This is a genomic window from Streptomyces sp. NPDC042201 (assembly GCF_055582185.1).
On sequence record NZ_JBVJDS010000003.1, the window covers coordinates 279710 to 298598 of the forward strand.

At 67.4% G+C, this 18889-nt stretch carries 12 protein-coding genes; 11 read left to right on the top strand and 1 reads right to left on the bottom strand.

The window, feature by feature from the left end; genetic code table 11:
• Window positions 1-129: 129 nt before the first annotated feature.
• The 3 genes from acnA to ACZ6MZ_RS08760 all read left to right on the top strand — a co-directional run bounded on the left by acnA (window position 130) and on the right by ACZ6MZ_RS08760 (window position 3769).
• The gene (gene acnA, locus ACZ6MZ_RS08750; protein ID WP_389790438.1) at window positions 130-2844 is read left to right on the top strand and encodes an aconitate hydratase AcnA; all 2715 of its coding nucleotides are present in this window, start codon (window positions 130-132) and stop codon (window positions 2842-2844) included.
• 245 nt (window positions 2845-3089) lie between these two features.
• Window positions 3090-3461, top strand: a complete 372-nt coding sequence (locus ACZ6MZ_RS08755; RefSeq protein WP_469350639.1) for a type II toxin-antitoxin system RelE/ParE family toxin — start codon at window positions 3090-3092, stop codon at window positions 3459-3461.
• Window positions 3461-3769, top strand: a complete 309-nt coding sequence (locus ACZ6MZ_RS08760; protein ID WP_469350641.1) for a helix-turn-helix domain-containing protein — start codon at window positions 3461-3463, stop codon at window positions 3767-3769. The genes ACZ6MZ_RS08755 and ACZ6MZ_RS08760 overlap by 1 nt, the downstream gene beginning before the upstream one ends.
• Window positions 3770-3887: 118 nt before the next feature.
• Here the strand turns inward: ACZ6MZ_RS08760 and ACZ6MZ_RS08765 are convergent, their stop codons facing one another.
• Window positions 3888-7727, bottom strand: a complete 3840-nt coding sequence (locus tag ACZ6MZ_RS08765; RefSeq protein WP_469350643.1) for a GH92 family glycosyl hydrolase — start codon at window positions 7725-7727, stop codon at window positions 3888-3890.
• Between the two features lie 514 nt (window positions 7728-8241).
• Between ACZ6MZ_RS08765 and ngcE the strand changes: the two genes are divergently transcribed.
• The 8 genes from ngcE (at window position 8242) to dxs (ending at window position 18772) form a co-directional block, all read left to right on the top strand.
• Complete coding sequence (gene ngcE, locus ACZ6MZ_RS08770; RefSeq protein WP_389790434.1) at window positions 8242-9687, top strand: N-acetylglucosamine/diacetylchitobiose ABC transporter substrate-binding protein; 1446 nt, start codon at window positions 8242-8244, stop codon at window positions 9685-9687.
• Window positions 9688-9775: 88 nt separating this feature from the next.
• A complete protein-coding gene (locus ACZ6MZ_RS08775; protein ID WP_384193106.1) occupies window positions 9776-10699 on the top strand; it encodes a carbohydrate ABC transporter permease in 924 nt (307 codons plus the stop codon).
• Window positions 10699-11625 (top strand): carbohydrate ABC transporter permease, encoded by a 927-nt coding sequence (locus ACZ6MZ_RS08780; protein WP_384193108.1) that lies wholly within the window; start codon window positions 10699-10701, stop codon window positions 11623-11625. Before ACZ6MZ_RS08775 ends, ACZ6MZ_RS08780 begins: the two co-directional genes overlap by 1 nt.
• Before the next feature lie 273 nt (window positions 11626-11898).
• Window positions 11899-13098, top strand: coding sequence for an ROK family transcriptional regulator (locus ACZ6MZ_RS08785; protein ID WP_389790432.1), 1200 nt, complete (start codon window positions 11899-11901; stop codon window positions 13096-13098).
• A 133-nt stretch (window positions 13099-13231) separates the two neighbouring features.
• Window positions 13232-14332: a substrate-binding domain-containing protein gene (locus ACZ6MZ_RS08790; RefSeq protein ID WP_384193135.1), complete on the top strand. Its 1101-nt coding sequence runs from the start codon at window positions 13232-13234 to the stop codon at window positions 14330-14332.
• A 224-nt stretch (window positions 14333-14556) separates the two neighbouring features.
• A complete protein-coding gene (locus ACZ6MZ_RS08795) occupies window positions 14557-15345 on the top strand; it encodes an ATP-binding cassette domain-containing protein (RefSeq protein WP_384193113.1) in 789 nt (262 codons plus the stop codon).
• Window positions 15342-16655: a sugar ABC transporter permease gene (locus tag ACZ6MZ_RS08800; protein WP_384193116.1), complete on the top strand. Its 1314-nt coding sequence runs from the start codon at window positions 15342-15344 to the stop codon at window positions 16653-16655. Before ACZ6MZ_RS08795 ends, ACZ6MZ_RS08800 begins: the two co-directional genes overlap by 4 nt.
• A gap of 203 nt (window positions 16656-16858) precedes the next feature.
• A complete protein-coding gene (gene dxs / locus ACZ6MZ_RS08805; protein WP_469350647.1) occupies window positions 16859-18772 on the top strand; it encodes a 1-deoxy-D-xylulose-5-phosphate synthase in 1914 nt (637 codons plus the stop codon).
• Window positions 18773-18889: the final 117 nt, after the last annotated feature.

An 18889-nucleotide genomic window follows, 5' to 3' on the forward strand; every position in this document is an offset into this window, starting at 1 on the left:
CAAACGGTAAGGGTTACCTAACTAATCCTTACCTTAGCGGATCGGCGAGGAGCCGTGTGGCACCACGCGGCGTAGCCGCAATAAGAGGTACAGCGCGGTAGTCCGCGCACATTGATGAAGGAGAATGTCGTGTCGGCGAACAGCTTCGACGCCCGCAGTACGCTGCGCGTGGGTGACGAGTCGTACGAGATCTTCAAGCTGGACAAGGTCGAGGGCTCCGCGCGCCTCCCTTACAGCCTGAAGGTGCTGCTGGAGAACCTGCTCCGCACCGAGGACGGCGCGAACATCACCGCCGACCACATCCGCGCGCTCGGCGGCTGGGATTCCCAGGCGCAGCCGAGCCAGGAGATCCAGTTCACGCCGGCCCGCGTGATCATGCAGGACTTCACCGGTGTGCCCTGTGTCGTGGACCTCGCCACCATGCGTGAGGCCGTGAAGGAGCTCGGCGGCGACCCGGCGAAGATCAACCCGCTGGCCCCGGCCGAGCTGGTCATCGACCACTCCGTCATCGCCGACAAGTTCGGTACGCCGGAGGCGTTCGCGCAGAACGTGGAGCTGGAGTACGGCCGGAACAAGGAGCGCTACCAGTTCCTGCGCTGGGGCCAGACCGCCTTCGACGAGTTCAAGGTCGTCCCGCCCGGCACCGGCATCGTCCACCAGGTGAACATCGAGCACCTGGCCCGCACCGTCATGGTCCGGGGCGGCCAGGCGTACCCCGACACCCTCGTCGGCACCGACTCGCACACCACCATGGTCAACGGCCTCGGCGTGCTGGGCTGGGGCGTCGGCGGCATCGAGGCCGAGGCCGCGATGCTCGGCCAGCCCGTCTCGATGCTCATCCCGCGCGTCGTCGGCTTCAAGCTGACCGGCGAGCTGCCCGCCGGCACCACCGCCACCGACCTGGTCCTCACGATCACCGAGATGCTGCGCAAGCACGGCGTCGTCGGCAAGTTCGTCGAGTTCTACGGTGAGGGCGTCGCCGCGACCTCTCTCGCGAACCGCGCCACCATCGGCAACATGTCGCCGGAGTTCGGCTCGACCGCCGCGATCTTCCCGATCGACGGCGAGACCCTCAAGTACCTGCGGCTGACCGGCCGCAGCGACCAGCAGGTCGCCCTCGTCGAGGCGTACGCCAAGGAGCAGGGCCTCTGGCTCGACCCGGCTGCCGAGCCCGACTTCTCCGAGAAGCTGGAGCTCGACCTCTCCACGGTCGTCCCCTCCATCGCCGGACCGAAGCGCCCGCAGGACCGCATCATCCTGGCCGAGGCCAAGCAGAAGTTCGCCGAGGACGTACGCAACTACGTCTCCGAGGACGAGGAGGCGGGCAAGGAGTCCTTCCCGGCCTCCGACGCCCCGGCCTCCGCCAATGGCGTGCCGACCCGTCCGACGCTGGTCACGGCGCCCGACGGCTCGACGTACGAGATCGACCACGGCGCCGTCACCGTCGCCGCGATCACCTCCTGCACCAACACCTCGAACCCGTACGTCATGGTCGCCGCCGCGCTGGTGGCCAAGAAGGCGGTCGAGAAGGGCCTCACCCGCAAGCCGTGGGTCAAGACCACCCTCGCCCCGGGCTCCAAGGTCGTCACCGACTACTTCGACAAGGCGGGCCTCACCCCGTACCTCGACAAGGTCGGCTTCAACCTCGTCGGCTACGGCTGCACCACCTGCATCGGCAACTCGGGCCCGCTGCCCGAAGAGGTCTCCAAGGCCATCAACGAGCACGACCTGGCCGTCGCTGCGGTGCTCTCCGGCAACCGTAACTTCGAGGGCCGGATCAACCCCGACGTCAAGATGAACTACCTGGCGTCCCCGCCGCTGGTCGTCGCGTACGCCCTCGCGGGCTCCATGAAGGTGGACATCACCAAGGACGCCCTGGGCATCGACCAGGACGGTAAGCCGGTCTACCTCCAGGACATCTGGCCCACCGAGGCCGAGGTCAACGACGTCGTGGCCAACGCCATCGGCGAGGACATGTTCAACAAGTCCTACAAGGACGTCTTCGCGGGCGACGCCCAGTGGCAGGCACTGCCGATCCCGACCGGCAACACCTTCGAGTGGGATCCGCAGTCCACCTACGTCCGTAAGCCCCCGTACTTCGAGGGCATGACGATGGAGACCACCCCGGTCGCGGACATCACCGGCGCCCGCGTGCTGGCCAAGCTGGGCGACTCGGTCACCACCGACCACATCTCCCCGGCCGGTGCGATCAAGGCCGACACCCCGGCCGGTACGTACCTCACGGAGCACGGCGTCGAGCGCCGCGACTTCAACTCGTACGGTTCCCGCCGTGGCAACCACGAGGTCATGATCCGCGGCACCTTCGCCAACATCCGCCTGCGCAACCAGATCGCGCCGGGCACGGAGGGCGGCTACACCCGCGACTTCACCGTCGACGGCGCGCCGGTCTCCTTCATCTACGACGCCTCCCAGAACTACCAGGCCGCCGGCACCCCGCTGGTCGTCCTGGCGGGCAAGGAGTACGGCTCGGGCTCGTCCCGCGACTGGGCCGCCAAGGGCACCGCGCTGCTCGGTGTGCGGGCCGTCATCGCCGAGTCGTACGAGCGCATCCACCGCTCGAACCTGATCGGCATGGGCGTACTCCCGCTCCAGTACCCGGAGGGCGCCTCGGCCGAGGCCCTGGGCCTGACCGGCGAGGAGACCTTCTCCTTCACCGGCGTGACCGAGCTGAACAACGGCTCGACCCCCCGCACGGTCAAGGTCACCACGGACACCGGCGTGGAGTTCGACGCGGTGGTCCGCATCGACACCCCGGGCGAGGCGGACTACTACCGCAACGGCGGCATCATGCAGTACGTGCTCCGAAGCCTGATCCGCAAGTAGCCCTTACGGCGGTAAGTGGCGAGGGCCGTGTTCCGTACACACCTGTACGGGGCACGGCCCTCACCGCGTTCGATGGCGACCGGACGGGGGTGGCCCATTCACTCCACACCGTCGCACCGGCCCACCTCCACAAGCGGCAACTCAACACGCTCCCCTGATCGGGTGAACCCTTAAAGGGAGATCCGGCGGCCCAGAAATGGCTCTGCTTGAGTGATCCGACTGGCCGTTCTGTCGGAGGAAGAAACATGCGGGAGTCCGCAGAGCCATTCATCATCGAAGTGGAGCCGGAGGTCCGCGCTTGGTTGGAGACGCTTCCTGTCGCCGACTACCGAGCGGCCGAGAAGTTCGCCGACCGGCTGGCCGCTGATGGTCCGCTGGTGCCGTTTCCGCTGGCCAGCCATCTTGGGGACGGCCTGAGGGAACTCCGTATTGGATCGGTTCGGGTGACGTACTGGCTGGCCCCCGGGCGCAGAGCCGTACTTCTCACCGTGTTCCGGAAGACAAGGATGCGGGAGACGGCTGAGGTCATGAGGGCTCAGCTGGCCCGGAAGGCTTGCGAGGCGGAGCATCCCCCGGCCGGTGCCCACGACGTCTACAGTAGGCCGAAGGAGGCCTGATGAGCAGGGGATATCACACTAGCTGGACGGTGCCGCCGGAGCATCGCGAAGACCCCGCGTACCGCGCGGCCGGACGGCGCATGGATTTTGCTCAAGCGGTCTTTGAGCGGCGGTCGGATCTCGGCTGGAGTGCGGCGGAGCTGGCACACAAGGCCGGAATGGCCGAGGAAGACATCGACCGTATTGAGGAGAGCGGGGTCGACCCCACCCTCGAACTTCTCGAACGTCTGGCAGAGGCCCTCGAATCAGGAGCCCGCGTGGACCCCAGGGCCTCGCCCGAGTTCCGCTTCGAGGGACGGGCCGCCTGAGGGGACGGGCCGCCTGAGGGGACGGCGGCCGCGCAGCACCGAGCTGTTCTTCAGGCATCCTGGCGACGTACGGCGGGGTTACAGCCCGGAGGCTGTAACCCCGCCGTCTCTCACCTCGTTACCGCAGCAGTTCCACCTCCGCCAGGGTGGACGGGGTCGTGGTCACCAGGCGGTACTTCGTGTACGTGCCCGGATCCGTCACCGTGAAGGCGCGGGTCTGTTTGTCCCAGGCGAAGGACTGGGCCGACCTGGTGTCCAGCGTCTTCCAGTCCGTGCCGTCCGTGGAGCCCTGGAGGGTCCAGCCCGTCGGTGCCTCCGCCGCCTTGGACGACGTCAGCGTGTACTGGACCGCGCGGGTCGCGGACGCCACCGGGAGGTCGGCCGACTCGACCGGGCCCTGCGTGCGGGAGGTGTTGTCGAAGAGCGGGCCCGGGCCGGTCAGCGCGTCGGTGCGCGGGGACGGCACCTTGTCGTCCTGGGTGATCGAGACCGGCGCCGCGTCCTTGCCCGTGCCCCACTTCGACGGCTTGGAGCCCATCGCGAACTCCAGCGTGCCGCCGCGCGCGAGCAGGTCGTGCGGAAGGGCCGTGGAGTTCCACGCCTTGCCGTTGACCTTCAGGCCCTGGACGTAGATGTTCTTGGCGCTGTTCTTGGGCGCCTTGACGACCAGCTTGCGGCCGTTGTCCAGGTGCACGGTCGCCTTGGTGAAGAGCGGCGAGCCGACCGCGTACTCCCCGCTGCCCATCACCAGCGGGTAGAAGCCGAGCGCGGAGAAGAGGAACCAGCCGGACTGCTCGCCGTTGTCCTCGTCGCCGTGGTAGCCCTGGCCGATCTCGCTGCCGGTGTAGAGCCGGGAGAGGACCTCGCGGACCTTCTCCTGGGTCTTCCAGGGCTGGGAGGCCGCGTTGTACATGTACGTGACGTGGTGGGCGACCTGGTTGGAGTGGCCGTACATGCCCATCCGTACGTCACGCGCCTCCGTCATCTCGTGGATGACGCCGCCGTACGAGCCGACGAACTCCGCCCCGGCCGTCTCGGGCGTCGCGAAGTAGGTGTCCAGCTTGTCCCCGAGACCCGATCGGCCGCCGTACAGGTTGGCCAGCCCCCGCGAGTCCTGCGGGGCCGTGAAGGCGTATCCCCAGCCGTTCGTCTCGGTGTAGTCGTAGCCCCACACGCGCGGGTCGTACGTGCCGGAGGGCACCCGCCAGTCGCCCTTCAGGTCGCGGCCCTGGAAGAAGCCGGCCTTCGAGTCGAAGAGCGAGACGTACTCCTGGGCGCGGTTGAGGAAGTACGCGGACTCCTCCTTGTAGCGCGCCTTCTTGGTCTTCTTGTAGAGCGCCTCGCCCATCTTCGCCAGGCCGTAGTCGTTGAGGTAGCCCTCCAGCGACCAGGAAAGGCCCTCATGGGTCTCGGTGGAGGCATAGCCGAGGAACGGGGACGTCTCCATGCCCTTGCGGCCCACGCCCGAACTGGGCGGCGCCACCGTCGCGTTCTTCAGCGCCGCGTCGTACGCCGCCTCCGCGTCGAAGTCGACACCCTTGACGTACGCGTCCGCGAAGGCCACGTCCGAGCTGGTGCCGGTCATCAGGTCGGCGTAGCCGGGCGAGGACCAGCGGGAGATCCAGCCGCCGTCCTTGGACTGCTGGACGAAGCCGTCCACCAGCTCGCCCGCCTTCTTCGGGGTGAGGAAGGAGTACGCGGGCCAGGTCGTCCGGTAGGTGTCCCAGAAGCCGTTGTTGACGTACACCTCGCCGTCGACGATCTTCGCCCCGGTCTGCGTCGGCGTGTCGGGCCCGGTCTGCGGCGAGAACGGGCTGGCGTACTGCTGCTTCGGACGGGACTTCGAACCGGTGTTCTCGAAACCGGAGTTGGGATACAGGTAGAGCCGGTAGAGGCTGGAGTAGAGCGTGGTCAGCTGGTCGTGGTCCGCACCCTCCACCTCCACGCGGCGCAGGATGTCGTCCCACGCGCTCTGCGCCCGCTTCTCGACCTGCTCGAAGCGGCCGTTGGCCGGGATCTCGTCGGCGAGGTTCTTCTTTGCCTGGTCGACGCTGATCAGCGAAGTTGCCAGGCGCAGCGTGACGGTGCGGTCCTTGCCGGCGTCGAAGCGCATGTAGCCGGTGACGTCGTCGCCCCCGCCGCCGGTGAGCTTGGAGCCCGCCGTGACGGGCGCGTCGAAGACGCCGTATACGAACAGCCGTGTGGCGCCGGTCGACAGCCCGCTCTTGACGTCGGAGAACGCGGTGAAGGAACGGGTCGCCGGATCGAGCGTCAGCCCGCCGTCGTTGGAGATGTTGTCGAAGACCAGGCTCGCGTCGTCACCGGGATAGGTGAACCGCATCATCGCCGCGTGGTCGGTCGGTGTCATCTCGGCCTTCAGGCCGTTCTCGAACGTGACGCCGTAGTAGTGCGGCTTCGCGGTCTCGTTCTCGTGCCGGAACGGGAGCGCCCGTGCCGTACGGGACGCGTCGGGCGTGCCCGCGGCGGCCGACGGCATCATCTGGAAGGTCTGCCGGTCACCCATCCAGGGGCTGGGCTCATGGCTGGCGCTGAACGCCTGCAGCGTCGGCAGATTGTCGGCGTTGTTGGCGCGGGAGTACTCGTACAGCCAGCTGTTCGAGCCCGCGTTGGTCACCGGCGTCCAGAAGTTGAAGCCGTTGGGCACAGCGGTCGCCGGGAAGGTGTTGCCGCGTGAGAAGGAACCGCTGGAGTTGGTGCCGCGCGTGGTGGACGCGTAGTCCGACAGATGCGCGAGCCGCTTCTCCGGCGCCTTGGGGGCCAGGGTGAGGTCGTCGATCCAGCCCTGGAACTTCCCGGGGCCCTTGGGGGAGTCGTACGCCACCAGGATCCGGTCGACGGTCTTGCCGGCCGCGACCGCTCCGATCCGGGCGTCGACCTGGTTCCACTGGTTGACGTAGAGCCGCTTGGCGGCGCCCTGGCCCTGCGGGGTCAGCAGCCCGCCGTGCGTGTCGAGGGCCTTCAGATCACTCAGATAGGTGCCGTCGGTGAAGGCGAGATCGACCGCCACGTTCGTGGCCGGGTAGTTCAGATCCGTCTCCGGGAGGGAGGGGTAGATCCGGTACGAGAGCGCGGTGTCGCGCCGCACGGCCGTGTCGACGTCGAAGACCTTGTTGTACGAGTACGCCCGCCCGTCGGGCTGGTGCTGACCGGCGTACCGCAGCGCCTTCTTGCCGGTGAATCCGACGCCGGACTTGGCGGTGGGGGAGCCGGACGGGCCGCGGTCCACCTGGGTGCGCATGTCCTGGGGCGCCGGGGTGCTCGTGTCTCCGTTGGAGAACTGCACATCGGCCAACTGGGTCGCGTCCGAAGCGCCGTTGTTCGCGGTGATGTCCAGCCGGTAGTGCTGGTAGGCCGCCGGCTCGCCGATGTCGTACGACTTCGTCTGGAAGCGTTCCCCGAAGGTCTCGCCCGTCCGGGAGTCCAGGTCCTTCCATTCCTTGCCGTCGGCGGAGCCCTGGAGCTTCCAGCCCTTGGGATCCCGCTCGGCGTGGTCGTTCGCCGAGGTCAGGGCGTACGTGACGACCTTGACCGGCTCATCGAGGTCGAACTCGAGCCAGCCGGCCGGCTCGAACGCCAGCCATTTCGTGGCGGGCTGCACATCGATCAGGTTTTCCTTGACCTCGCCGCCGCTTGTGTTCTCGTCGCTGGCGCGCAGATCCACGACCCTGTCGGTGACATTACCTGGAATTCCGGTGGTGAAGCCGCCATCGACACCCGATGCCCGCTTCTCTCCGTCAGATCCCACTTCGACGGTGTTCCGCCAGTCCGGCTGAGGTTCGTCCGCCTCGAAAGAAGACGTGAATTCCTTTTCCGCCGGACGGGGTTGGGCGGGTTGTGCTATGGCGGCGGACTGGGCCGTTACGACGAGCAGTGAGGCGGCCGCCACCAGGGCGGCTGTATGCCATTGTCTGCGCCGGGGTCCGGTTCTCTCCTGCATACCGACCTGCATACCGAGCCTTTCCTCCTGCGTAAGCATGTTGGACAACGTTGTCAAACGGGAAGCGCGGGGTCCAGTAGGAGCCAAGTGCAGGATGGTGTCAAGGGTGTTGGTGATGCGGGGTGATGCGGGGTGGCTGGAATCGGTCAGTCGAGGAGAGACCGAGGTGGTCGAATGGGTACACAACCGGCTCAGATATCCGCGAGGTCTCAACTAGGGAAAGACTGCCGTCCAAACCCGCTTTCGATCTTGCTCAGTTGACGGGAAGTGGACTATACCTGTCGGCGTCCGCCCCAGGCGTTTACCTCGGTGGCGGCGGACCGGGGGGCAGGGGCGGCGGGGAGGGCTCTGCCCGCGGCCGGTCGGCCATTCGGGCCGTACTCCCTGCGAGCGAGCACGACAATCCTGCACGACCCAGCTTCATTTGACCGCGGTGGCGGGGCCCTTCGCCTCAGGCGAGAAGGACGGGCGACCGGTACACCGCCTGAGTCCTGGAGAAGGCGAGGACTTGAGCATGGGATCCACCTCCGCTCAGAACAACGAGGGCCTTGGCCGTCGCGATGTGATCAAGCGTTCCGCTGCGATCGGCCTGATCACCGTCCCGACGATGGGCTTCCTGTCGTCGTGTGCGAGCAGTGACAGCGGGAGCGACGACAAGGTCAAGAAGGGCAAGACGTCCGCGAAGAACCCGCTCGGGGTCAACGAGAGCGCGGCGCTCGACTTTGTTCTGTTCGACGGCGGCTTCGGCAGCGAGTACGGGACGGACGCCGTCAAGAAGTACGAGGCGGCGTTCCCGAAGGCGAAGGTCAAGTTCACGCCGACCCAGAAGATCCAGTCCCAGCTGCAGCCGCGCTTCAACGGTGGCACCCCGCCGGACCTGATCGACAACTCGGGCGCCGAGCAGATGGACATGGGCGTTCTCGTCGGCAAGCAGCAGCTCACCGACCTCACGCCCCTGCTGGACGCCCCGTCCTTCGACGACCCGGCCAAGAAGGTCCGCGACACGCTGCGCCCCGGCATCGTCGAGATGGGCCAGTTCGACGGCGACCCGGTGTGGATCATGTACTACGCCTACACCGTCTACGGCGTCTGGTACTCGCAGACCGCGCTGGACAACCTCGACGCGGAGTATCCCGAGGACTGGGACGCGATGCTGGCCCTCTGCGCGAAGGCCAAGAAGAAGGGCATCGCGGGCTGGACCTACGCCGGCAAGTACCCGTACTACATCCCCTTCTCGCTCTACCCGTTCATCGGCAAGATCGGCGGCCGCGAGGTCCTCGACGCCATTGACAACCTGGAGCCGAACGCCTGGAAGCACCCGGCCGTCAAGGCCGCTTTCGAGGCGTACTTCGAGCTGTACAAGAAGGGCTACATCCTCAAGGGCACCCCCGGTCTCGACCACACCCAGTCGCAGACCGCGTGGACCGAGGGCAAGGCGCTGTTCATCCCGAACGGCTCCTGGGTCGAGAACGAGGCGGCGAAGACCACGCCGGAGGACTTCCAGATGAAGGTGGCCGCGCCGTCCAGCCTGGACGCCTCGGACAAGCTTCCCTTCGGCGCCATCTGGGCGTCCGGCGGTGAGCCCTTCATCGTCCCGAAGAACGCCAAGAACCCCGACGGCGGCATGGAGCAGCTCCGCATCATGCTGAGCGAGGCGTCGTCGAAGAGCTTCACCTCCAAGGTGAAGTCGCTCAGCGCCTTCAACGGCGGCACCGACGGGCTCACGCTCTCCACCGCGATGCAGTCCGGTGTCGACGCGCTGGCCAAGGCCGGCGCCAATGTGCTCAACCCCCGGCTCCAGGACTGGTACGTCGCCCTCCAGAAGGAGAAGCTCGGCGTCGGCGCGCTCGGCGAGATGATGGCCGGACGCATGACCCCGGCCGAGTGCGTCAAGAAGTGCCAGGAGTACGCCGACGCGGCCGCCAAGGACGACTCCGTCAAGCACTACAAGCACCAGTAGGAGCGGAAGTGACCGGAGGCCCCGCCGGGGCCTCCGGTTCCCCCAAGGCAGTACGGCGGCACCCGCCGGAGATTCGGGGTCGGGAGACATGCAGCACGGCAAGTACCGGTTCATCGTGGGGTTCCTGATCGTCCCACTGGGAATGTACGCGCTTTTCGTCATATGGCCGTTCGTCCAGTCCATCTACTATTCGTTCACGGACTGGACCGGTCTCAGCCCGGACTTCAAGATGGTCGGCTTCGGCAATTACTCGCGGATGCTCGACGACGACACCTTCTGGAGTTCGCTCCAGCACAGCCTGACCCTCGCGCTGTTGCTGCCTGTCGTGGTGCTCGGCCTGGCGCTCTTCTTCGCGTTCATGCTGAATGTCGGCGGACGCCGCAGAAAGGGAGCCGCCATCGCGGGCGTTCGCGGCTCCTCCTTCTACAAGATCGTGTACTTCTTCCCGCAGGTGCTCTCGATCGCCATCGTCGCGCTGCTTTTCCAGTTCGCGTACAACCCGAACAGCGGCGCCATCAACTCCGCGCTCGGCGCGGTCGGTCTGGACAGCGTGCAGCCGGAGTGGCTGGGCGACCCGGACCTGGCGCTGTGGTGTGTGATGGCCGTCCTGGTGTGGAGTCAGGTCGGCTTCTTCGTGGTGCTCTTCTCGGCCGGTATGGCCTCCATCCCGAAGGACTTCTACGAGGCGGCGCTGCTGGACGGCGCGAGCCGCGTCACCACCTTCTTCCGCATTACGCTGCCGCTGCTGTGGGACACCGTGCAGTCCGGATGGGTCTACATGGGCATCCTCGCGCTGGGCGCGGAGTCCTTCGCGGTCGTGCAGATCATGACCGTGGGACCGGGCGGCCCCGCCGATTCCACCAATGTCATGATCCTGTTCGTCTACCAGAAGGCGTTCCGTGACGGTCAGGCGGCCTACGCGACGACGATCGGTGTCGCCCTCCTCGTCGTCACGCTGGTCTTCTCCGCCATCGTGATGCGGCTGGGTCGACGTGAGCGGCTGGAGTTCTGATGAAGACCACTGACACCCCTCCCACGCCTCCGCCGGCCGGCACCGTGGAGCCGCGGCCCGCCGTGACCAAGACGGACGTCCCGGCTCCCGGTGAGACGAAGAGCGGCGGCGTCCTCAACGTCTTCTCGCACGGCGTCCTCGTCATCTGGGCCGTCCTGGTCGTGCTGCCGCTGCTGTGGGCCGTGATGACGTCCTTCAAGGACGACAGGTCCATCTTCACCTCGCCCTGGTCCCTGCCGGACACGCTGCACTTCGAGAACTGGTCGCGCGCCTGGACCCAGGCGCACATGAGCGACTACTTCCTCAACACCATTCTGGTGGTGGCGGGTTCCCTGATCGGCACGCTGCTGCTCAGCTCGATGGCCGCCTATGTGCTGGCGCGCTTCGAGTTCCCCGGGAACCGCTTCATCTACTACCTGTTCATCGGCGGGATGAGCTTCCCGATCATCCTCGCGCTGGTCCCGCTGTTCTATGTCATGAACAACCTGGGCCTGCTGAACTCCATCCACGGTCTGATCCTGGTCTACATCGCCTACTCCCTGCCGTTCTCGGTCTTCTTCCTCACGGCCTTCTTCAAAACGCTGCCCACCTCGGTGGCGGAAGCGGCGATCATCGACGGCGCCTCGCACACCCGGACGTTCTTCCAGGTGATGCTGCCGATGGCCAAGCCCGGCCTGATCAGCGTCGGCATCTTCAACTTCCTGGGGCAGTGGAACCAGTACCTGCTGCCCACGGTGCTGAACACCGACCCGGACCACAAGGTGCTCTCCCAGGGGCTGGTGCAGCTCGCGGTCAGCCAGGGGTACAAGGGCGACTGGTCCGGTCTCTTCGCCGGCCTGGTGATGGCCATGCTCCCGGTGCTCGCCGCGTACATCATCTTCCAGCGCCAGGTCGTGGCCGGTCTGACCGCGGGCGCGCTGAAGTAGCCGCACTTCCTGGCGAATTAGTCCATATAGCGACATAAGTGAACGAACCGCTCGCCCACTCGATCCGGCGGGCGGTTCGTCGCGTTCCACGCCCCGTCCTGACGGGATGAAGACCGCTCATCCGTAGCCGTGCTCGCTCAAGGTCTTGACGGGAGGTAGCCCGAAAGGCTGAGCTTAGGGTTCACAAGTTGGAGATACGTCGGGGTCTCATTGACGCGGCCCCGGCCGGGGGCGGTGGTCGTGCCGCCTGCCAAGGGCAGGAGTGGATGAGTCGTGGAGACTCCAGGGTCGCAGTCGTCTCTGCACCGGGCCAACCTCGAGCGGGTCGTACGCGCGGTGCGCATGGCCGGTTCGCTCACCCAGGCGGAGATCGCCCGGAGCACGGGACTGTCGGCGGCCACGGTCTCCAATATCGTCCGCGAGCTGAAGGACGGCGGGACCGTGCAGGTCACGCCCACCTCCGCGGGCGGCCGCCGGGCCCGCAGCGTCTCGCTCAGCGGTGACGCGGGCATTGTCATCGGAGTGGATTTCGGCCACACCCATCTGCGCGTCGCCGTCGGCAACCTCGCCCATCAGGTGCTCGCTGAGGAGTCCGAGCCCCTCGATGTGGACGCCTCGTCCGCCCAGGGCTTCGGGCGGGCCGAGGAACTGGTAGAGCGGCTGATCGTGACCACCGGCGTCAGCCGTCAGAAGGTGATAGGTGTCGGCCTCGGTGTCCCCGGGCCGATCGACGTCGAATCCGGCACGCTCGGCTCGACGTCGATACTGCCCGGCTGGACCGGGATCAACCCCAGCGAGGAGCTGGCCGGGCGGCTCGGCGTACCGGTGTACGTCGACAACGACGCCAATCTCGGCGCCCTCGGCGAACTGGTCTGGGGGAGCGGGCGCGGGGTCAAGGACCTGGCGTACATCAAGGTCGCCAGCGGGGTCGGCGCCGGTCTGGTGATAGGCGGTCAGATCTACCGGGGCCCCGGCGGTACGGCCGGCGAGATCGGGCACATCACGCTGGACGAGTCAGGACCGGTCTGCCGCTGCGGCAACCGCGGCTGCCTGGAGACCTTCACGGCGGCGCGCTACGTCCTGCCGCTGCTCCGGTCCAGCCACGGAGCCGATCTGTCCATGGAGCGCGTCGTACAGCTCGCCAGGGAGGGCGACCCGGGCTGCCGCCGGGTGGTGGCCGACGTCGGCCGGCACATCGGCAGTGGCGTGGCGAATCTGTGCAACCTCTTGAACCCCAGCCGGGTGGTGCTCGGCGGAGATCTGGCGGAGGCTGGGGAGTTGGTGCTCACGCCGATCCGGGAGTCGGTCTCCCGGTACGCGATCCCGAGTGCCGCGCGGCAGCTCTCCGTTCTGCCCGGGGCGCTCGGCAGCCGCGCCGAAGTGCTCGGCGCACTCGCCCTCGTGCTGAGCGAAATGGGCGATTCGCCCCTACTTGAGAGCTCCCTCTCGGCCGGTACACCCGCCTTCACTTAGATAACGAATGGCACCGTTGTCATCTCGTTAAGAATTTACTCCTTGACGCTGGCTGCGGAGCCGAGTTGACTTTCAGCCACCTCGGCCGCAAGGACGCGGCCTCGTCAGGGAGGTTTTTGAAGTGAACGCAACGATGCGTCGTGCCGCCGTGGCCACCGCCGCTACCGCGATGGCCGTCTCCCTCGCCGCCTGTGGCAGCGCCAAGGAGTCCGGCGACAAGGCTGAAGCGTCCAAGTCGGACAAGAAGGGCCCGATCACGATCGGCCTGCTCCTGCCCGAGAACCAGACCGCTCGGTACGAGAAGTTCGACAAGCCGCTGATCGAGAAGAAGGTCGCGGAGCTGACGGACGGCACCGGCAAGGTTCTCTACGCCAACGCCAAGCAGGACGCGACTCTGCAGAACCAGCAGGTCGACACCATGATCACCAACAAGGTCGATGTGCTGGTCGTCGACGCGGTCGACTCCAAGGCCATCGCGGGATCGGTCACGAAGGCCAAGGACGCCGGCATACCGGTCGTCGCCTACGACCGTCTCGCCGAGGGGCCGATCGACGCCTACACCTCCTTCGACAACGAAGAGGTCGGCCGGGTCCAGGGCAAGGCCCTCGTCGAGGCGCTCGGCTCCAAGGCCAAGTCCGGTCAGATCGTCATGATGAACGGTGCCGTCACCGACCCGAACGCCGCTCTGTTCAAGAAGGGTGCGCACTCCGAGCTCGATGGCAAGGTGAACATCGGCAAGGAGTACGACACCAAGGAGTGGAAGCCGGAGAACGCCAACGCCAACATGGAGGGCGCCATCTCCGCCCTTGGCAAGGACAAGATCATCGGCGTCTACTCCGCCAATGACGGCATGGCCGGCGGTATCATCACCGCCCTGAACGCGGCCGGCTTCTCCAAGCTCCCGCCGGTCACCGGCCAGGACGCCGAGCTCGCCGGTGTGCAGCGCATCGTCTCGGGCGAGCAGTTCATGAGCGTCTACAAGTCCTACCCGCAGGAGGCGGCCGTGGCCGCCGAGATGGCCGTCGCGCTCGCCAAGGGCGAGAAGCTCGACTCCATCGCCAAGAGCTCGGTCGACAGCCCCACCACCAAGGGCGTCCCCTCCGTGCTGGTCCCGGTCGTCTCGCTGACCAAGGCCAACATCAATGACACCGTCCTCAAGGACGGCATCTACACGGTGGACGAGATCTGCACCGCGAAGTACAAGGCCGCCTGTGACGCGGCCGGTGTGAAGTAGGTCTCCGCCGGGCCCGCCCGGCGACCTGCTCACGATGAAGCCTGTCCGGCACCCCGCCCATCAACAGCCCCGCAGCCGGGGCGGGGTGCCGGACGGAACGCTTCCCCCCGGCCGTCGTTCCGCGCGTTCGCCGCGGTCCGGGCGGCCGGCGCTTCCGTACTCTTCTGCTCGACCTCCGCGCCTCCCCCCGGCGCGGCATCCCCGCCGGTCAGGCGGCGAAGGAGATGGTTCACGTGACCGCTACGCCCGTGTTGGCGTTGCGAGGGGTCTCCAAGCGATTCGGTGCCGTCCAGGCGCTCACCGACGTAGAGCTTGAGGTCCACTCCGGTGAGGTGGTCGCCCTCGTCGGCGACAACGGCGCCGGCAAATCCACGCTGGTGAAGACCATCGCCGGCGTGCACCCCATCGATGAGGGAGTCATCGAGTGGGAAGGCAGTCCCGTCTCGATCGGCAAGCCGCACGACGCCCAGAACCTGGGCATCGCGACCGTCTACCAGGACCTCGCGCTGTGCGACAACATCGATGTCGTCGGCAACCTCTACCTGGGCCGTGAACTCCGCAGCTGGGGTGTCCTCAACGAGGTCGAGATGGAGCGCCGCTCGCGCGAGCTGCTCACGACGCTCTCGATCCGTATCCCCAGCGTCCGTATCCCGATCGCCTCGCTCTCCGGCGGTCAGCGCCAGACCGTGGCCATCGCCCGGTCCATGCTCGGCGAGCCCAAGCTCGTCATCCTCGACGAGCCGACGGCGGCCCTGGGCGTCGAGCAGACCGCCCAGGTGCTCGACCTCGTCGAGCGGCTGCGCGAGCGCGGCCTCGCCGTGCTCCTCATCAGTCACAACATGGCCGACGTCAAGGCCGTCGCCGACAAGGTGGCCGTGCTCAGGCTGGGCAGCAACAACGGCGTCTTCGATGTCGCGTCCACCTCGCAGGAAGAGATCATCGCCGCCATCACCGGTGCTACGGAAAACGCCGTGACCCGTCGCGCGTCGCGCAATGTGGAGGTTCAGAAGTGAGTACCGACAAGGCCTCCACGTCCCTCGGCAAGGGCCCCGGCGACAAGGCACCCGCCCCGGTCGACGCCCCCGCCGCCGCGGACGGCGCGCTGACCGCGGTCGACCCGCGACTGCTGGTGCGTGAGCAGGGATTCGCGGGCTATCTGTCGGAGTTCCAGCGCAAGATACGCGCCGGTGATCTGGGGTCCATTCCCGTCATCACCGGTCTGATCATCATCTGCGTGGTCTTCCAGAGCCTGAACTCGAACTTCCTGTCGGCGCAGAACCTCAGCAACATCTCCGTGGCCATGGTCGGCACGGGCATGATCGCCGTCGGTATCGTCTTCGTCCTGCTGCTCGGCGAGATCGACCTGTCGGTCGGCTCGGTCAGCGGTGTGTCCGGGGCGATCGTCGCCGTACTGAGCGTCACACACGGCATGAACGAGTGGCTCGCCCTGGTGATAGCCCTGGTCAGCGGCGCGGCCATCGGCGCCATCCACGGCTTCTTCTTCGCCCGCGTCGGTGCGCCCGCGTTCGCCGTCACCCTGGCGGGTCTGCTCTTCTGGCTCGGCTTCATGCTCCAGATCCTGGGCGACAACGGCACCATCAACCTGGACTCCGAAGGTCTGGTCGCCAAGCTGACCAGCTACTACTTCGCCGATGTCGCGGCTGCCTACGGCCTCGCCCTGGTCGCGGTCGTGGTGTTCTTCCTCACCTCGTTCCTGGAGAACCGCCGCCGTGAGGCGGCCGGAGTCCCGTCCCGCCCGCTCAGCGAGATCGCGCTGCGCACGGCCGTGCTCGCGATCGTGGCCTTCGCCGCGGCGATCATGTTCAACCAGTACAAGGGCCTGCCCCTCGCCCTGGTGATCTTCCTGCTGGTGCTCGTGGTGACCGACTTCGTCCTGCGCCGCACCACGTACGGCCGCAAGATCTTCGCGCTCGGCGGCAGCGTCGAGGCCTCCCGCCGCGCCGGTATCAATGTCACGCTGATCCGCGTCTCGGTGTACTCGATCGCCGGTACGTTCGCGGCCATCGGCGGGCTCTTCATGGCCTCCAAGATCGCCGCCGCCAACCAGGGCGCCGGCACCGGCGACCTGCTGATGAACGCCATCGCGGCGGCCGTCATCGGTGGCACCAGCCTCTTCGGCGGCCGGGGCCGCACCTGGAACGCGCTGCTCGGTGTCATGGTCATCACCTCGATCCAGTACGGCCTGGCGCTGGAAGGCATCGCCACGCCGATCGTGTACATGATCACCGGCGGTGTGCTGCTCGCCACGGTCGTCATCGACTCGGTCACCCGGAAGACCCAGAAGACCGCCGGTCGCGCCTGAGAGACCGTCGGAGCAACTCCGGGCCCGTGCCCGGCACCCGCCCCCGGGTGCCGGGCACGGGTGCGTCCCGGGTGCCGTCGATATGACGTACATACAGCCGACCGGGTGACGCATAACGCACCGCCCGATGACTGGTCGCCCGAACGGAACATTAGACTCGGCGGATCGGCAAGCTCGACCAGCTCTAACCCAAGGAGGCACGGGTGGCGTTGCTGACCCACATCAGGGGACCGCGCGATCTGGACCGGCTCGGCCCGGAGCAGCTGGTACAGCTGGCCGGCGAAATCCGGTCTTTTCTCGTCGAGGAGGTCTCCAAGACCGGCGGGCATCTCGGCCCCAATCTCGGTGTCGTCGAGCTGACCATCGCCCTGCACCGCGTCTACGACTCCCCGAAGGACAAGGTCCTCTTCGACACGGGTCACCAGTCATACGTGCACAAGCTGCTCACCGGCCGTCAGGACTTCTCGAAGCTCAAGAGCAAGGGCGGCCTGTCCGGCTACCCGTCCCGTGCCGAGTCCGACCACGACATCATCGAGAACTCCCACGCCTCCACCGTGCTCGGCTGGGCCGACGGCCTCGCCAAGGCCAACGAGGTCCTGAAGAAGGACGACCGGGTCGTCGCGGTGATCGGTGACGGCGCGCTGACCGGCGGTATGGCCTGGGAGGCGCTGAACAACATCGCCGCCGCCAAGGACCGCCCGCTCGTCATCGTCGTCAACGACAACGAGCGCTCGTACGCACCGACCATCGGCGGCCTCGCCAACCACCTCGCGACCCTGCGGACCACCGACGGCTACGAACGCTTCCTGGCCCGCGGCAAGGACCTGCTGGGGCGCACGCCCGTCGTCGGCAGGCCCCTCTACGAGACCCTGCACGGCGCCAAGAAGGGCCTCAAGGACTTCATCGCCCCGCAGGGCATGTTCGAGGACCTCGGCCTGAAGTACGTCGGCCCGATCGACGGCCATGACATCGAGGCCCTGGAGTCCGCGCTGCTGCGCGCCAAGCGCTTCGGCGGCCCTGTCATCGTGCACTGCCTCACCGAGAAGGGCCGCGGCTACCAGCCCGCCCTTCTCGACGAGGCGGACCGCTTCCACGCCGTCGGCAAGATCCACCCCGACACCGGACTGCCCATCGCCTCCTCGGGCGTCGACTGGACCTCGGTGTTCGGCGAGGAGATGGTCAAGCTCGGCACCGAGCGCGCGGACATCGTCGCCATCACCGCGGCCATGCTCCAGCCGGTCGGCCTCGACAAGTTCGCGAAGGCCTTCCCCAAGCGGGTGTACGACGTCGGCATCGCGGAGCAGCACGGCGCGGTCTCCGCGGCCGGCCTCGCCACCGGCGGCCTCCACCCCGTCTTCGCCGTCTACGCCACCTTCCTCAACCGGGCCTTCGACCAGGTCCTGATGGATGTCGCCCTGCACCGCTGCGGGGTGACCTTCGTCCTGGACCGGGCCGGCGTCACCGGCACGGACGGCGCCTCGCACAACGGCATGTGGGACATGTCGATCCTGCAGTGCGTGCCGGGGCTGCGGATCGCCGCCCCGCGCGACGCCGACCAGGTGCGTTCGCAGCTGCGCGAGGCCGTGGAGATCGACGACGCCCCGACCGTGGTGCGCTTCTCCAAGGGCGCGGTCGGCCCGGCGGTCGCCGCCGTCGGCCGGATCGGCGGCATGGACGTGCTGCGCAGGGCCGAGGAGGGTGTGGCGGACGTGCTGCTGGTCTCCGTCGGCGCGCTCGCCCCGATGTGCCTGGAGATCGCCGCCCTCCTCGACAAGCAGGGCATCACGACGACGGTCGTCGACCCCCGTTGGGTCAAGCCGGTCGACGAGGCGCTCGCCCCGCTCGCCGAGCAGCACCGCGTGGTCGTCACCGTCGAGGACAACAGCCGCGTCGGCGGCGTCGGTTCCGCCATCGCCCAGGCGCTGCGCGACGCCGGGGTCGACGTACCGCTGCGCGACTTCGGCATTCCGCCGCGCTTCCTCGACCACGCCTCCCGCAAGGAGGTCATGGCCGAGATCGGGCTGACCGCACCGGACATCGCCCGCCAGGTCACCGGCCTGGTCGCGAAGCTGGACGGCCGGCTGGTGGACTCGCCCACCGAGGTCGCCCGCGACTGATCCGCCGTCCCGACACTCTGCCGATGGGCCGGTCGGCCACCCTGTACGGGTGGTCCGACCGGCCCATCCGTGTGAAAAACGCCGTTGCCAGGTATCCGGGGGCCGCAACCTCTCGAT